The following is a 13555-nucleotide window of genomic DNA, read 5'->3' as shown; positions in this document are numbered from 1 at the left end:
GTGAAAAGTAATCTATTCAATTACTTTACTTTTGATGATTTCTACTCTTTTGAGAGGGTAGATTTTTTTAGCATTGTGGTAAATTTCAGATGCTAATTTACCATTTACGCAAACTTTTACTAAATCGTCAAATGATTTTTCAGCTGCGGTTTCTTTGAGTAAACCTTCAATAACACTTCTCATGTATTTTTGTTGGGAAGATTTAGCTCTTCTGATAGTTACAGCCAATACTTGAAGTTTGATTTTACGGTCATCTTTGGTTTTTACAATAGCTGAAGCATCGATTCTGGAAGTTCCTCTTCTAATCATGCTTCTTACATAATCTGTAGTGGTTTTGTGACCGGTGAATTTGGTGTTTGCAACTTCACCTGCAACATTATCAATTTCAAATCTGAGTTTAATATATTGTTTTGAGAAATCTCCAGTTAATTCTCTCATAGTTACTTCAACTCCTCTTCCGATGAGAAGTTCTGGATCTCTTGCAGGAGTTTCTCCAATTTCTTTATCTTCAAAGTTTACTGGTGTTTTAATAGTATACCAGGATTTTTCTTTCCATGTATCACGTACTCTACGTCTTGCTTTTGCCTTTGCCATTATATCATCCGTTCTTTTTATAAGTAATATATAATAAATATAGCATTCGCTATTAAAATTTTAAAAATAGTCTAAAAATACAGCATTTCATCTATATAATTCAAATTAAACTGCAATAAAGATTATAAATAATTACTGATTTATAATCAGTTATTCGACTATTGTGAGTTATTCTCACGTTATTTAAAGTAAATATTTGTAATTAAGTTTTATTTTTTAAAACCCGCCCATAAAGGTTATTTTTAATTATTTTATTCATGATATATAAAGATTATTAAAAATCGCATAAATTTTGAAAAAAACTCGAATTTAAAAAAATATATTTTTAAAAAAATGTTACAGCAGAAAAACTGAAAACAATTAATAATGCTTAAAATAAACAAATACTCCTTAAAAACCGTTTAATGAAAAAAACTTTAAAAGACATCATCTGTTAAAAAGTGCAATCGGAACATATTTTTCATACAGTTCACATTCACTGCCATCCATAGCATTAACAAAATCTTTGCTAGTCTTTTTGTTGCTCATAGAAAGCATCATATGAGTATTGATATAACCTCTTTCGCTAATCAGCTTCAATAGTCTCTGACCATAGGTCAATTTAGGATTTGAAACCCGATCATGCATTAATTTCAATGTATCAGTCGCATCAATGTTCAAGACTTCACACATACCATGCATTTCGTTTATAATATCTGAAGCCCATTTATTAAGAGTAATCTCTTCACCATCTTTTAAAAGCCTCATAGATTCATCATAAGCTCTTTCAGCCACCAGTTCTTCATTAATTTTAGCTTCCCTTTGCCAATCGTCATAATCAGATTCATTTTTTATCAGCATATATATCAAAAACAAATGCAAGAATTTCATATCATTACGGATAAGACCGCATTTATAAAAAGGATTAATATCCAATGTTCTTACTTCAATATATTCGATTCCGTCATTTTTAAGTGAATTTAATAAATCTTTCGGATCTTTTGGTTTTAATCTGATTTGAGTATATAATTCTTTAGCTTCAGACAAATCCCCTTTATCTATAAATGATTGCACATCTCTTGTAAATTTATCAACAGATTTATAACTAGGGCGCAAATCCTTTAAATTCTTATATCCGCATGAAGAATTTCTAAAAGAAGGCCCTTTAGTACTATAATAGCTGCCATACATATCACGAGCATCCATCAAATGAATACAATCTTTAGAAAAAGAATCATGCAGACCAATCGAACAACCAGTCAAATAAATTATCATCCAGCAGTATCTCAAGTAATTACGGGCTATTTTTAAATAGATTTCATTTTTAAAATCAGTGAATGAATTTTCATATCCAGCAATGTCGTATAATTTATGAAGACTATCTTCAGCAAATGAAAAATTAAAATGAATACCTGAAATCATCTGTTTTTTGAACCCATATTTTTTAGCCAGCTCAATACGGTATTCCTCTGAAGCCTTCCCTTCTTCACCATACTTTGCAATAGGAATTTCACTTGTATAGGGCAATATGCATGGAATTGACTGAAACCAAAGATATTCATCGTCAGGAAGTGATGCATTAACCAAATCAGCCAAAAGAGAAAATACGTTGAAAGCCTCATCAATTGAGTCAAAAGTAGGAGTTATAATCTCAATCTGGCTTTCAGAAAAATCAGTAGTTATCAATGGATTTTTCAATTTGTCCCCAAAAACTTCAGGATGAGGTGTTAAAGATAATTTACCATCTGCATAAGCTCTGAGACTTTCCCATTCAATTCCAAAAGAGCCTTTCAAAATTTCATCAGCAGACAATTTACATAAATAGGACAAATCCATTTAAATCACCACTGTTATATAATTTATAACTCGTGTTATTTATAGATTATTAATTAACTTTTCATGAAGTTTACATGATTAATGTACCTTTTTAAGACTTCATCAATCGGACCTTCATCCATGACAAGCTTAATACCTTGATCATCTGCCTTAATTTTTGATTTAAAACCATATTGAACAGCGATTAAAACATCACAATCACTGCAAGCTTTCAAGACTTTACCGCCCTGATGCTTGGAATCTTGTGCTATTTCAACATCCCTTGACTCGACAAAAATTAAATCTTCATTCCAGTCATAGATATAAACGGATTTTCCCTTGCCAAGGTGCAAATCAACATTTTCACCGTCTGATGACACTACAGCCAATCTCATTTCATCCCCTCACTTTTTTAATAATTCTTGCAACATTTTGTCCGAATAACTTAATAGTTTCTATGCCCTCTTCATCTTTAAGAGCAGTTCCTTCAGGCCCTGCAATCACCATATTCCAGTAAGTGCTGCCGGCAACAATCATATTGTTGATTGCAAAAAACATCAGCATTTCCTGCAAAGTTAAGGTAACACCTCCACGTCTTGCAACCGCAATGGGACCTCCAACCATCCAATCCAGAAATTTATCGCCACCCCGTGACACTTTGCCTATTCTTTGAAGTGCAGACATAATATCTCCTCTGGCAGTTCCAAAGTAAACCGGAGCTGCAGGAATAAATCCGTCGGCACCCCTTATTTTTTCAATAATCTCGTCGAGCCCGTCTGGAAGAATGCAGTTTCCTGTTTCGACACATCTTAAACATGCAGTACATGACTGGATGTGCTTTCCCCTAAGGGAAATAATTTCAGTTTCGACACCCTCCTTTTGAATTTCTTCAGCGCAAACCTTCAAAGCAGCAAGAGTATTGGAATTTGCCCTAGGACTGGCATTTAATAAAATAACCTTATACATATTATCACACTTATACTTCTGCACCATCTAATGCATGAAGACATGTGCAATCTGATGAATCATCAACATTTTTAATGAAATTATATATCAATTCAAGTAGTTCAACTTCTTTTTCGGCAATCATTTCAAAGACTTCGTCGATTGTAAGAGCATCATCCGAAATTCCAGATGCATAATTGGAAACTATACATATTGAATTGTAACACATCTCTCTTTCACGGGCCAAAGTTACTTCCGGAACACCAGTCATACCGACGAGATCTCCTCCAAGCATCTTAAACATTTTAATTTCAGCAGGAGTTTCGAATCTTGGCCCTTCAGTACATACATATGTTCCTCCCAGAATCACATCTCCAGATTTATCCAGCACATCTCTCAAATCACTGCAGTAAGGTTCTGTAACATCAATATGAACCACTTTATCCTCATAAAATGTTTTTGCTCTATTCTGTGAAAAATCTAAAAAGTCATTGGGAATAACAAATGATCCGGGAGGCATCTCCAGATTCATTGACCCCACAGAGTTTGTAGCGACAATCTTTGTTACACCAACATTTTTCAATGCATCAATGTTTGCTCTGAAATTGATTTTGTGAGGTGGAATGCTATGTCCTGAAGCATGGCGAGGAATAAAAGCCACTTTTTTGGAAAAGATTTCCAAAATGGAGACTTCCACATCACCATAATCTGTTTCAACTATTTTTTTAGTGCAGCTGTCTGCGGCATTTGTAATTTCATATACTCCACTGCCGCCAATTATGCCTATCATAATATCATCCTTTGCATACTGCAATCGGTTTAACACGAGCTACCAATTTAGCGATTCCTGTGCTGTCAGATACACGAACCACACTATCTACATCCTTATAAGCTCCAGGAGCTTCTTCAGCAACCACATGTTTGCTTGTTGCCTTGAGTTTGATGCCCTTGCTTTCGAGATCCTGAGAAATCTCATCTGCAGAGTAATCTTTTTTAGCCTGAGACCTTGACAATATCCTTCCAGCACCATGAGCTGTGGACCCGAATGTTTCTTCCATTGCAACATCGGTTCCATGCAATACGTATGATGAGGTTCCCATTGTGCCCGGAATCAATACAGGTTGTCCGACTTCCCTGTATTTTTCAGGAACTTCTTCACGACCTGGGCCAAAAGCACGGGTTGCTCCTTTTCTGTGAACCAGAAGATCTTCTTCACGATTGCGAACTTTATGAGTTTCCATTTTAGCAATATTGTGGGCAACATCATACAATATGTCCATTTCCATATCTTTTGCAGATTTTCCTAAAACTTCTTCAAAGGTTTCGCGAACCCAATGAGTTATCATCTGTCTGTTTGCCCATGCATAGTTAGCAGCCGCTGCCATAGCCATGATATAATTCATAGCTTCTTTTGAATCCAATGGTGCACAAGCTAGCTGTCTGTCTGCAATATTGATTTTATAATTTTTATAAGCTTTATCCATAATTCTTAAGTAATCAGAACAGATTTGGTGACCGCATCCTCTGGAACCTGTGTGAATCATTACAACAATCATTCCTTTTTTAAGGCCATACACTTCAGCCACTTTCTCATCATAAATTTCATCGACAACCTGAATTTCTAAAAAGTGATTTCCGGAACCTAGTGAACCTAATTGAGGAATTCCTCTTTTTTTAGCTTTATCAGAGACTATGCTTGAGTCTGCGTCCTCCATCTTACCGTTTTCCTCTAAAACTTCCAAGTCTTCAGGCCATCCGTATCCATTTTCAACAGCCCATTCCGCACCCAAATCAAGGACCTTGTCAATTTCGCCGTCTTCAAGTCTGATTTTTCCTTTGCTCCCTACACCTGAAGGAATGTTTTCAAATAGTTTTTCTGTAAGCTCGTCAATGTGGCCGTCAATATCTCCCATAGTCAAATTGGATTTAATCATTCTTACTCCACAATTAATATCAAATCCAACCCCTCCAGGAGATACAATACCAGTCCTCATGCTGAAAGCTGCAACTCCACCTATAGGAAATCCGTATCCGAAGTGAATATCAGGCAATCCAATTGAGTATTTTTGAACACCCGGAAGGCAGGCAACATTAACAATCTGCTGAACAGCACCCTCTTCCAAATTTTCAAAACTTTCATCATCAATATAAAATCTTCCAGAAGCTCTCATTTTTTTATCGTAAGCCCCGGTAATCTCATAAACGTTATCTCTAACTTTTTTAATTTCATCTTTAATAGTCATAAAAATCACAGAATTATTATACTTTAATTTTTATATTTGATATTTAAATAAAGTTTTGGTAATCCCGCTAATTTTAACTAGATATGCATTAATTTACATTAAAATATTGAATTCATGAAAGAAAATTTACATTAAATATAATCTAAAAATCTTAGAATTCCAAATTAAACTATAATATCAACATGATTATTTAAAAAAAAGATTGCTTATGAATGAAAAACAAATAAATAAGTTAAATAAAAATTATTTTCTGAAAAGTGTTGAAATACCAGCGACCAATAAAAATAGTGCACTTAACACGTTAATGTGGTCTGCTCCAACAATTACAAACATTGTTGCAACCAAAAATCCAATACCTGCCACTTCCTCGTTTTTTGTAAGGTAATAAGTTGAAAAAAGCCCTAGAATGGAAGCAAGAATTGCCACAAATCCTAAAAAAGAAGTGTGAACATGGCCAAAATTTTCAATGAAAATTAAAAAAGAACCTGAAAATATTCCTATCAGAGAACCTATGATTCCAAGAATCATTTCAAAAGTTCTTGAAATAGTTTTTCTTCGTTTCATAATAATAAATATATTTTTTATATTATATAAAAATTACAAATCCACAATAGCCTGAAGTTCATAATGCCCTATTTTTTTAACATCCATCTTATGATAAGTTATTGCTTTAATTTCAGTTTTTCGCTCATGTTTTTCCCAATTAATTGGTTCTCCCATGATTCTTGCTTTAAGATGAAAATCCTCACCAACTTTTTCAATTTCAACCTCGAACTTGCTGAAAAGCATGAAATCCACCTCATGATAAAACAACAGCTCCTCAAGATAATCATATAAAAGAGACACTTCATCTTCTGAAGTTATTTCAAATACTTTACCAACATATGAAGATATATTAGAAGTATCGGAAATTATATTAAAAATTGCCAATCCTGCATTTTCAAAAGCTTCATCGAGAGTATTTCCATATGCTTTAAATCCAATATCAGCAGTTACATCAAAATATTCATATTTTTTCATAATTTTCACCAAAAATATTACTTCTCAAATGCTCTCTTTCTCTTTCTTTATATTAGTATTCCAATAATATTAAGTATAGTGATTGATATGTTAAGCAATAAAGACACCTCATTAAAAGCTGATTTAAGAAAAAAAAGTTCATTGACAGACGAAATAAAATACAGTGACTATGATGTTCAATCTTGCATGGTAATGCTTGTTGTAATAGCTGCATTACTTTTATCAGTTATTTCTGTTGTCGCAGCAACTCCAGGTTTAATGTAAACTTGGTGTGAACTATTTTTAAAAAAAATACAATACCAAACCCTTAAAGCTGCACATTAGATTTACAGGCTTACCATGCAAAAATCTAATGTTAACAGAAACTAATTTCCCACAGGAAAACTAGATGACATAATCATCGGGGTTAAAACGCAATATAATTTCACGAGAATTTCCCTTAACCCCTTTTCCTGTAAATTTGGTATCAATTAATCTTACGAATTCCAATTTATCCAAAGTTCTATTATATGAAGCATAACTGGATCCTGTTTTTTCTTTAAATATTCCAGACAGTTCACCAGCCGTATACACTCCATCATAATCAGCAATTATTTTTATAAGACTTCTTTCACTATCATTTAATGAATCGAGTGTTTGCTGAATATTAATTGAAACCAATGACTCAATTGCCTGGTCATAATGATCCTGAGTAATTTCACGGCTTGCATTAGCTTCCGCAATATTACCGCATGACTTTAAAAGGTTGATTCCAATTCTCAAATCCCCATTTTCATAGGTATACATGGAAATCTGTTCCAGTATCTCATCACTTAAAACATTTGGATAAAATCCTGCCTGAGCCCTATTTCTTAATATTTCTTCTATTTCAGAGTATGAATACAATGGAAAATTTATTTCCTGAGGAATGAAGACTGTATTGACATTCTTATCAAAAGCATATTTGAATTCCAAATCAGAGAGAATAGCGAAAATTGCAGTTCTGACTCCAGGATACTCCTCATATGCCCTCAACATATCATAAAATACCTTATTAGCATTTTTACTTTGGAAAAGGTAATTAACATCATCCAATGCAATTACCAATGATTTCTCATTCTTTTGAAGATCTTTCATGATCTGGTCATATATTCTTGAAAAAGGAACACCTGTTTCCGGAGGAAGATGACCAAACATCTTTTTATAAATCTGCGAAAATATTCCAAAACGAGTTGTATGCAACTGACAGTTAATATAAACACATACTACCTTTTCTGTAGTTTTTTCAACAAGCTCAAACACTTTTCTGATTGCTGTTGTTTTTCCTGTAGCAGGTGATCCTAAAACAATTGCATTTGATGGTTGACCTCCACGGATTGCAGGCCTTATTGACATTGCCATTGCCTCCATTTGAGTATCTCTAAAATTATAGTTTTGAGGCATATAATCCGGATCAAAAGCATTTATGTTTTGAAAAAGACTTTCATCATACATCAAAATATCTTCAATTCCCATACTATCTAATTTATTTTAACTATTATAAATCAATTATTATTTGCACAAATTAATAATATCAACATTTTCATTCTCAATTATCCAATCGGTTAACTTCTCTGCATACATCAATTTTTTCTTTTTAAAGTCATCAGCATTTGCCAAATCAGTTTTGAGATAAGGCCTTGAATATTTTGTTACAATATCTCCAAAGTCCATTCCAGCTAATGTAATTTCGCTGGCGCCTAACGCAACTGCCAGGAATATTGCCCTGTCACCGTCTGTGAAGCCTCCGAAGTTATATACATTACCGACAGGCTGTGCCTGGGTGGTGCCCAACACATTATTGAAAAAAGGAGTGAATTTAATAACCTGCTCCAAATTGTCTCCATGAGCATGAACAACAATATTGGCCCCCCTTAAGTTAGCCAAAAGAATATCATCAAGATTTCCATCCAAATCTGTAGCTACAATATCCGGAGAAATCCTTTCCTCTATAAGGGCGGTTGTCGCACCGTCTGCCGCAACCAAAATGTAATCTTTCAAATCATAATTTTCCTTTAACTGAATAATATGCTCTTTAAGAGATGGTCCAGCACCAAATACAATATATTTATCTGAAAAATTAACAATTTGGCTCAAATTATCCAAAGTTAGACATCCTTCATCAGACAATATCTCATCCAACACTTTTGCTGAGTTTTCATCATCTTTTCTTGAAAAACCGAAATCATCAAGAATCTCTTTATAATAAATCTCCCACAGTCCAAAATCCATTTTTAAACCTCATATTAATATAAGAATTAAACAATTAAATAATTTATTATTTTTAAAAAAAAATTGATTTAAAATTGTTAAATTTATATAAAAATTAAAAATTGATGTTATTTACAAGCAAAACATTTTATATTTGCTTTAATATAATTTTAAAATACATTAATGTACCATATTATGATTTCTAGAAATCTGAAATTAATAGAGGAAAAACTATGGATTTGACTATACACATATTTCAGCCAAATGATATCTCCTACAAATACTCCATAATGGTATTTAATAGACTATTGCACAGGTATTTGAAGCTAGAAGATGAATACGAAATATCCTATCCTACCGAAGTTATTACTCGAGATATGAGAAATCTTAAAATGGATAGCTTATACAAAACAACTGGAAATCAATTGAATAATATTGAAGCACAATCAAAAAGTGTAGGAATAAATGAAATGAAAAGATTTGCAGACTATAGAATTTTTGCTGAATATTTCTACAACATGCCTGTAACAACAATAATTATCATAACCGTAGACCCAAAAAATTCAATCAAGGAATATCACATAAGTGAAACTGACCTAATAAGACCCATTTATAAATATCTTACAAAAAATGAAATAAAGAAAAAATACAAAAATATTGTATATAAAACAGAACATGACATAAAATTATCAGAATCTGAAATACTTGACATAGGATTTCTACCATTTTTTGCCCCGGCAGAGTGTGCTAAAAAAATTACTGAAAAAATGTGTAAAATAATTAAAAGGAATAAGAATATAAGATATGAATTAAAAAGAGACATATCATTTGTATTGCAAATAATGATTTTTAAATATTTTGAGGATTATGAAAAAAGAAGTGAATTATTAGGAGAACTGAATATGATGCAATTTAAATCAGATCTAGAAATAATCGCATACGATTTATATGGAGAGAAATTAGAAGAAAAGAAAGAACAGTTGGAACAAAAGGAAAAACAACTAAAACAAAACCAAGAACAACTAAAAGAAAGCGAAAAACAACTAAAAGAAAGCGAAAAACAACTAAAAGAAAGCGAAAAACAGATAAAACAGACAAAAAAAATATTAATGGAAATTAAAGAAAAAAATAACTTGGATAAAGACACATTAGCTAAAATCGACAAGATATTGAATTACTGATTTACCACATTGATTTGCCTTCCGGTTAATCTGGAATACAGATTGGAAATCTGTCTTAAAGTAAATCCAACCATAAATGCAGAGATAATTGTTCCGACATTTACAGCACCTAAAATATTTGTATAAAACAAACCGCACATCACCAGAGAAACAATAACCATTAAAGCATCGAATGCTATTTTGATTGATGAAAACCTCCAGTTTGTAACAATTGCAACAGCTTCAACACAACCCTCACCGGGGAGAGGAGCTATATTGGCCGGCATGTATATAAATATTCCTAAAGCTGTTAAAAATATACTTATTAATAAAAACAGAATGAAATACGAAAATGTATTATTAAATGGAATGAATGAAACCAAGTAAAGAGCCAAATCAGTAAAATAACCAAACATTACACAATTTATGAACTGGAGCAATCTTTTTTTCCTAAATCTTGACCTTAAAATAATTATCTGAATGAAAATCAGTGCTGCATTGAATATGAAAGTAGTTATTCCAATATTTATATTGGTTATCAATGCCAGAGAATAGGAAATTGAACTGATAGGAGTTGTTCCGAGGGTTGAAACTATTGAAAATGCCACTCCAAGAGACATTATAAACAAACCCACAGTAAATAAACAAATCCTTTTAATCATAATATATAGTTTATCTTACATCTTCTTTAAATCTACTGCATTGCCAGTAATGTGAAAATGAATTTTATGAATGTACTTTACAGTTGTTCCAATAAAAAGTGCTCCTAAAATTGTTCCGAAACCAACGCTTCCCCATTGTCCTAAAAATCCATAACTCAAAATTAATGCTGTTGCAACAATAGTAATGTCAATATAAACCTTGATTTTGGAAAATGGCCTTTCAGACACAATTGCAATGGCCTGTGTAACCCCTTCAACAGAAAGAGGAATGAGATTTGTCGGAACATAAAAGAAAAGTCCCAGAGCAATGAAAAGTATTGAAAGTGCAGACATAAGAAGAGCAATAATTATGGTATCTGCAGAAGGAATGAAATTCATAAGTGATACTGAAAAACTTGTGAATACTCCAAAAAGCACACCAACAAATACCTGCAGGAAATGTTTCCTTTTGAAGTCATCCTTTAAAAGCATCCATTCTATAAAAACCAGAAGTGCATGGAATAGAAATGTGGCAACACCTATTTCAATCAGCCAGATTAGATTCATAGCATAAGGAATTGAACTTACAGGAGCAGAGCCCAAAGTCGATTTGATTGAAAATGCTACCCCCAATGTTATAAGATACAAACCAAAAACATAATTGAAAACCCTTTTGAAGGTAAGCTCTTCTCCACTAAATTGCATGTAATATAGTTTATCCTCAATCATATTTAAACAATAAGTATAAAATAGTACACAATTTTAAACAATGCACTAAAATGTACATTGCAACTCCACATAATTATGAATAAAATCATATATTAAAAATCTTTAATAAGTATAAAGATTAAAAATATAAATAGCTTGAAAATAAGCTAATTTTCTAGAAAATTGGAGGAATTTAATGAACGATATTTTATTAATGCTTCCAGGACCAACAACAGTACACCCAAGAGTGCTTAATGCAATGTCTCAAGCTGTTGTTAACCACAGAGGCGCTAAATATGGTGAAATTTTAACTGAAACTACTGAATTAATGAGTAAAGTTTTCCAAACCCAAAATGATTCTTATTTATTAACTGGATCTGGAACTGCAGCTATGGAAGCAGGTATTGCAAATACTGTAGCACCTGGAGAAAAAATGTTAAATGTTGTAGGAGGAAAATTCGGAGAACGTTTCATGAAAATAGCTCAAACTCATGGAATCGACGCACAAGAATTGGCGGTCGAATGGGGAACTGCTGTAACTCCCGAAGCTATTAAAGAAGCATTAGATGCAGATGAAGACATAAAAGCTGTAAGTGTAATCCACAACGAAACTTCCACAGGTGTCGCTGCACCTATCGAAGAAATCGGTAAAGTAATGAAAAATTATGATGCATTATACATCGTAGATACCGTATCATCTCTTGCGGGAGATGAAGTAAACGTGGACAAATTCGGCATTGACGTATGTCTTACCGGATCACAAAAATGTATTGCAGCACCACCGGGAATGGGCGCAATTACCTTCAGTGATGATGCATGGGCAGCTGCTGATAAAGTGGAAACAAACACTTTCTATTTAGATATGAAAGCAGCTAAAAAAAGTGGGGACAAAGTACCTCCTCAAACCCCATACACACCATCAGTTTCACTTACTTATGCAATGAATGAAGCTTTAAAAATGGTTTTAGAAGAAGGATTAGACAATAGAGTTGCACGCCACCACAAAGCAGCAAAAGCAAGTGTTGCAGCTGTTAAAGCATTAGGATTAGAATTATTCGCTGATGAAGCTGTTTCATCCGCTACTGTTACTGCAGTAAAAATGCCTGAAGGCATTACTGATGCTGATTTCAGAGGAACTACACGTGACAAATATGGCGTAGAGTTAGCTGGCGGACAAGATCACTTAAAAGGAAATATTTTCAGAATCGGACACATGGGAAATGTTACCTACAAAGAATTAACCCAAACCTTTGCAGCTATCGGTATGACCTTGAAAGGTTTAGGTGTAATTGATGAAGCTGGTGCTGGTGTAGCATCTATTACAGAATCATACTTATGATTCTGTTTTTACTATTTTTTTTGAAAATTTTATGATATAAAAAATATATTGCTTATAAGTTATATGTGAAAAGTTACACTTGAAACACACCCCTCATGAAAAATTCTTATAACTTAGATGTGAAAAGTTACACTTGAAACACACCTCTTGAGTAAAAAGTTATAAGTTATATGTGAAAAGTTACACTTGAAACACACCTCTTGAGTAAAAAGTTATAAGTTATATGTGAAAAGTTACACTTGAAACACATCTCTCATGAAAAATTCTTATAACTTAGATGTGAAAAGTTACACTTGAAATACACCTCTCAAAATGATGTAACATAATTAAAACTTAAAAGTTACACTTGAAACTTATGTCATTATAACAAAAAAAGTAATACTGAAATTCAAAGTAAAAATATTTTAAAGATTAACAACAGATAATAAACCAATAAGATAGGATGTGAAACTATGCCAAACAATATTAAAACAACTGTTGAAGAATTACGTAAACTTATAAATGTTGATAATGTAATCGGTACTCCAATCGAAACTGAAGACAAAGTTTTAATTCCAGTTATAAAAATGGGTGTTGGATTTGGAGCCGGCGAAAGCCTTATGGGAAATGAAGGTACCGACTTGATGGGTGCTGGAGCAGGAGTAGAACCAATATCAATGGTAATGATTCCTAAAAAAGGAAATACAGCTGATGGAGTTCGTGTACTCGACTTAAGCAAAGGAACTGAAACAAACAAAGCATTATCCGATTTAGGTTTAATTATTACAGATCTGGTAAAAAGCTATTTGGAATCCCAAAGTGGAACTGCATATGATGAAGGAGAATACATCGAACCGGATTTTACAACATCTGATAAACTCACAGACGAACAGGAATAATACA

16 protein-coding genes are annotated in these 13555 nt (G+C 32.9%); 4 read left to right on the top strand and 12 right to left on the bottom strand.

The genetic code is table 11. The features are described from left to right. Positions 1 to 12: 12 nt before the first annotated feature. From Q0P94_RS00205 to Q0P94_RS00170, 8 genes are all read right to left on the bottom strand, one after another. The gene (locus tag Q0P94_RS00205) at positions 13 to 594 is read right to left on the bottom strand and encodes a 30S ribosomal protein S3ae (protein WP_295112188.1); all 582 of its coding nucleotides are present in this window, start codon (positions 592 to 594) and stop codon (positions 13 to 15) included. 426 nt (positions 595 to 1020) lie between these two features. Further along, positions 1021 to 2409: a glutamate--cysteine ligase gene (locus tag Q0P94_RS00200; protein ID WP_295112185.1), complete on the bottom strand. Its 1389-nt coding sequence runs from the start codon at positions 2407 to 2409 to the stop codon at positions 1021 to 1023. A 53-nt stretch (positions 2410 to 2462) separates the two neighbouring features. Beyond that, positions 2463 to 2783 carry a NifB/NifX family molybdenum-iron cluster-binding protein gene (locus tag Q0P94_RS00195; protein WP_295112182.1) on the bottom strand — a complete coding sequence of 107 codons (321 nt, stop codon included), beginning with the start codon at positions 2781 to 2783 and terminating at the stop codon, positions 2463 to 2465. A gap of 1 nt (position 2784) precedes the next feature. After that, entirely contained in the window at positions 2785 to 3354 is a 570-nt protein-coding gene (locus Q0P94_RS00190) for a flavodoxin family protein (protein ID WP_295112180.1), read from the bottom strand. Positions 3355 to 3364: 10 nt separating this feature from the next. After that, positions 3365 to 4123 carry an S-methyl-5'-thioadenosine phosphorylase gene (mtnP, locus tag Q0P94_RS00185; protein WP_295112177.1) on the bottom strand — a complete coding sequence of 253 codons (759 nt, stop codon included), beginning with the start codon at positions 4121 to 4123 and terminating at the stop codon, positions 3365 to 3367. Positions 4124 to 4127: 4 nt separating this feature from the next. Beyond that, positions 4128 to 5576: an RtcB family protein gene (locus Q0P94_RS00180; protein ID WP_295112174.1), complete on the bottom strand. Its 1449-nt coding sequence runs from the start codon at positions 5574 to 5576 to the stop codon at positions 4128 to 4130. A 243-nt stretch (positions 5577 to 5819) separates the two neighbouring features. Further along, the gene (locus tag Q0P94_RS00175; RefSeq protein ID WP_295112171.1) at positions 5820 to 6140 is read right to left on the bottom strand and encodes a hypothetical protein; all 321 of its coding nucleotides are present in this window, start codon (positions 6138 to 6140) and stop codon (positions 5820 to 5822) included. 33 nt (positions 6141 to 6173) lie between these two features. Next, positions 6174 to 6596, bottom strand: coding sequence for an archease (locus Q0P94_RS00170; protein WP_295112169.1), 423 nt, complete (start codon positions 6594 to 6596; stop codon positions 6174 to 6176). A gap of 87 nt (positions 6597 to 6683) precedes the next feature. Here Q0P94_RS00170 and Q0P94_RS00165 point away from each other — a divergent pair, with 87 nt between their 5' ends. Beyond that, a complete protein-coding gene (locus Q0P94_RS00165) occupies positions 6684 to 6860 on the top strand; it encodes a hypothetical protein (protein WP_295112166.1) in 177 nt (58 codons plus the stop codon). 120 nt (positions 6861 to 6980) lie between these two features. On the opposite strand, the gene Q0P94_RS00160 is transcribed toward Q0P94_RS00165, so the two are convergent. Continuing rightward, on the bottom strand, positions 6981 to 8090 hold the full coding sequence (locus tag Q0P94_RS00160) for an ORC1-type DNA replication protein (protein WP_295112164.1): 1110 nt from the start codon (positions 8088 to 8090) through the stop codon (positions 6981 to 6983). A gap of 36 nt (positions 8091 to 8126) precedes the next feature. Further along, positions 8127 to 8846 carry a 6-hydroxymethylpterin diphosphokinase MptE-like protein gene (locus tag Q0P94_RS00155; protein ID WP_295112161.1) on the bottom strand — a complete coding sequence of 240 codons (720 nt, stop codon included), beginning with the start codon at positions 8844 to 8846 and terminating at the stop codon, positions 8127 to 8129. A 212-nt stretch (positions 8847 to 9058) separates the two neighbouring features. Between Q0P94_RS00155 and Q0P94_RS00150 the strand changes: the two genes are divergently transcribed. After that, a complete protein-coding gene (locus Q0P94_RS00150; RefSeq protein ID WP_295112158.1) occupies positions 9059 to 10006 on the top strand; it encodes a hypothetical protein in 948 nt (315 codons plus the stop codon). Here Q0P94_RS00150 and Q0P94_RS00145 read toward each other — a convergent pair. Together Q0P94_RS00145 and Q0P94_RS00140 are read right to left on the bottom strand one after the other, a co-directional pair. Further along, complete coding sequence (locus tag Q0P94_RS00145; RefSeq protein ID WP_295112155.1) at positions 10000 to 10647, bottom strand: YitT family protein; 648 nt, start codon at positions 10645 to 10647, stop codon at positions 10000 to 10002. The genes Q0P94_RS00150 and Q0P94_RS00145 overlap by 7 nt on opposite strands. 15 nt (positions 10648 to 10662) lie before the next feature. Then, entirely contained in the window at positions 10663 to 11355 is a 693-nt protein-coding gene (locus tag Q0P94_RS00140; RefSeq protein WP_295112152.1) for a YitT family protein, read from the bottom strand. A 175-nt stretch (positions 11356 to 11530) separates the two neighbouring features. On the opposite strand from Q0P94_RS00140, the gene Q0P94_RS00135 reads away from it, so the two are divergent. Continuing rightward, complete coding sequence (locus Q0P94_RS00135; protein WP_295112150.1) at positions 11531 to 12673, top strand: alanine--glyoxylate aminotransferase family protein; 1143 nt, start codon at positions 11531 to 11533, stop codon at positions 12671 to 12673. A gap of 452 nt (positions 12674 to 13125) precedes the next feature. Further along, positions 13126 to 13551, top strand: coding sequence for a GerW family sporulation protein (locus Q0P94_RS00130; RefSeq protein WP_295112147.1), 426 nt, complete (start codon positions 13126 to 13128; stop codon positions 13549 to 13551). Positions 13552 to 13555 lie beyond the last annotated feature (4 nt).

Source organism: uncultured Methanobrevibacter sp. (assembly GCF_946184425.1).
Classification (GTDB): Archaea; Methanobacteriota; Methanobacteria; order Methanobacteriales; family Methanobacteriaceae; genus Methanocatella.
Note: the sequence above shows the minus strand (reverse complement) of the source record. Positions and strands in the feature narration are given on the sequence as shown.

Bases quoted from the DNA above. Each gene is read 5' to 3' on its own strand.
- Q0P94_RS00175 (WP_295112171.1), bottom strand. From the start codon at position 6,140: ATGAAACGAAGAAAAACTATTTCAAGAACTTTTGAAATGATTCTTGGA.
- Q0P94_RS00205 (WP_295112188.1), bottom strand. From the start codon at position 594: ATGGCAAAGGCAAAAGCAAGACGTAGAGTACGTGATACATGGAAAGAA.
- Q0P94_RS00180 (WP_295112174.1), bottom strand. From the start codon at position 5,576: ATGACTATTAAAGATGAAATTAAAAAAGTTAGAGATAACGTTTATGAG.
- Q0P94_RS00150 (WP_295112158.1), top strand. From the start codon at position 9,059: ATGGATTTGACTATACACATATTTCAGCCAAATGATATCTCCTACAAA.
- Q0P94_RS00130 (WP_295112147.1), top strand. From the start codon at position 13,126: ATGCCAAACAATATTAAAACAACTGTTGAAGAATTACGTAAACTTATA.
- Q0P94_RS00170 (WP_295112169.1), bottom strand. From the start codon at position 6,596: ATGAAAAAATATGAATATTTTGATGTAACTGCTGATATTGGATTTAAA.
- Q0P94_RS00190 (WP_295112180.1), bottom strand. From the start codon at position 3,354: ATGTATAAGGTTATTTTATTAAATGCCAGTCCTAGGGCAAATTCCAAT.
- mtnP (WP_295112177.1), bottom strand. From the start codon at position 4,123: ATGATAGGCATAATTGGCGGCAGTGGAGTATATGAAATTACAAATGCC.
- Q0P94_RS00140 (WP_295112152.1), bottom strand. From the start codon at position 11,355: ATGATTGAGGATAAACTATATTACATGCAATTTAGTGGAGAAGAGCTT.
- Q0P94_RS00195 (WP_295112182.1), bottom strand. From the start codon at position 2,783: ATGAGATTGGCTGTAGTGTCATCAGACGGTGAAAATGTTGATTTGCAC.
- Q0P94_RS00160 (WP_295112164.1), bottom strand. From the start codon at position 8,090: ATGGGAATTGAAGATATTTTGATGTATGATGAAAGTCTTTTTCAAAAC.
- Q0P94_RS00135 (WP_295112150.1), top strand. From the start codon at position 11,531: ATGAACGATATTTTATTAATGCTTCCAGGACCAACAACAGTACACCCA.
- Q0P94_RS00145 (WP_295112155.1), bottom strand. From the start codon at position 10,647: ATGATTAAAAGGATTTGTTTATTTACTGTGGGTTTGTTTATAATGTCT.
- Q0P94_RS00155 (WP_295112161.1), bottom strand. From the start codon at position 8,846: ATGGATTTTGGACTGTGGGAGATTTATTATAAAGAGATTCTTGATGAT.
- Q0P94_RS00165 (WP_295112166.1), top strand. From the start codon at position 6,684: ATGTTAAGCAATAAAGACACCTCATTAAAAGCTGATTTAAGAAAAAAA.
- Q0P94_RS00200 (WP_295112185.1), bottom strand. From the start codon at position 2,409: ATGGATTTGTCCTATTTATGTAAATTGTCTGCTGATGAAATTTTGAAA.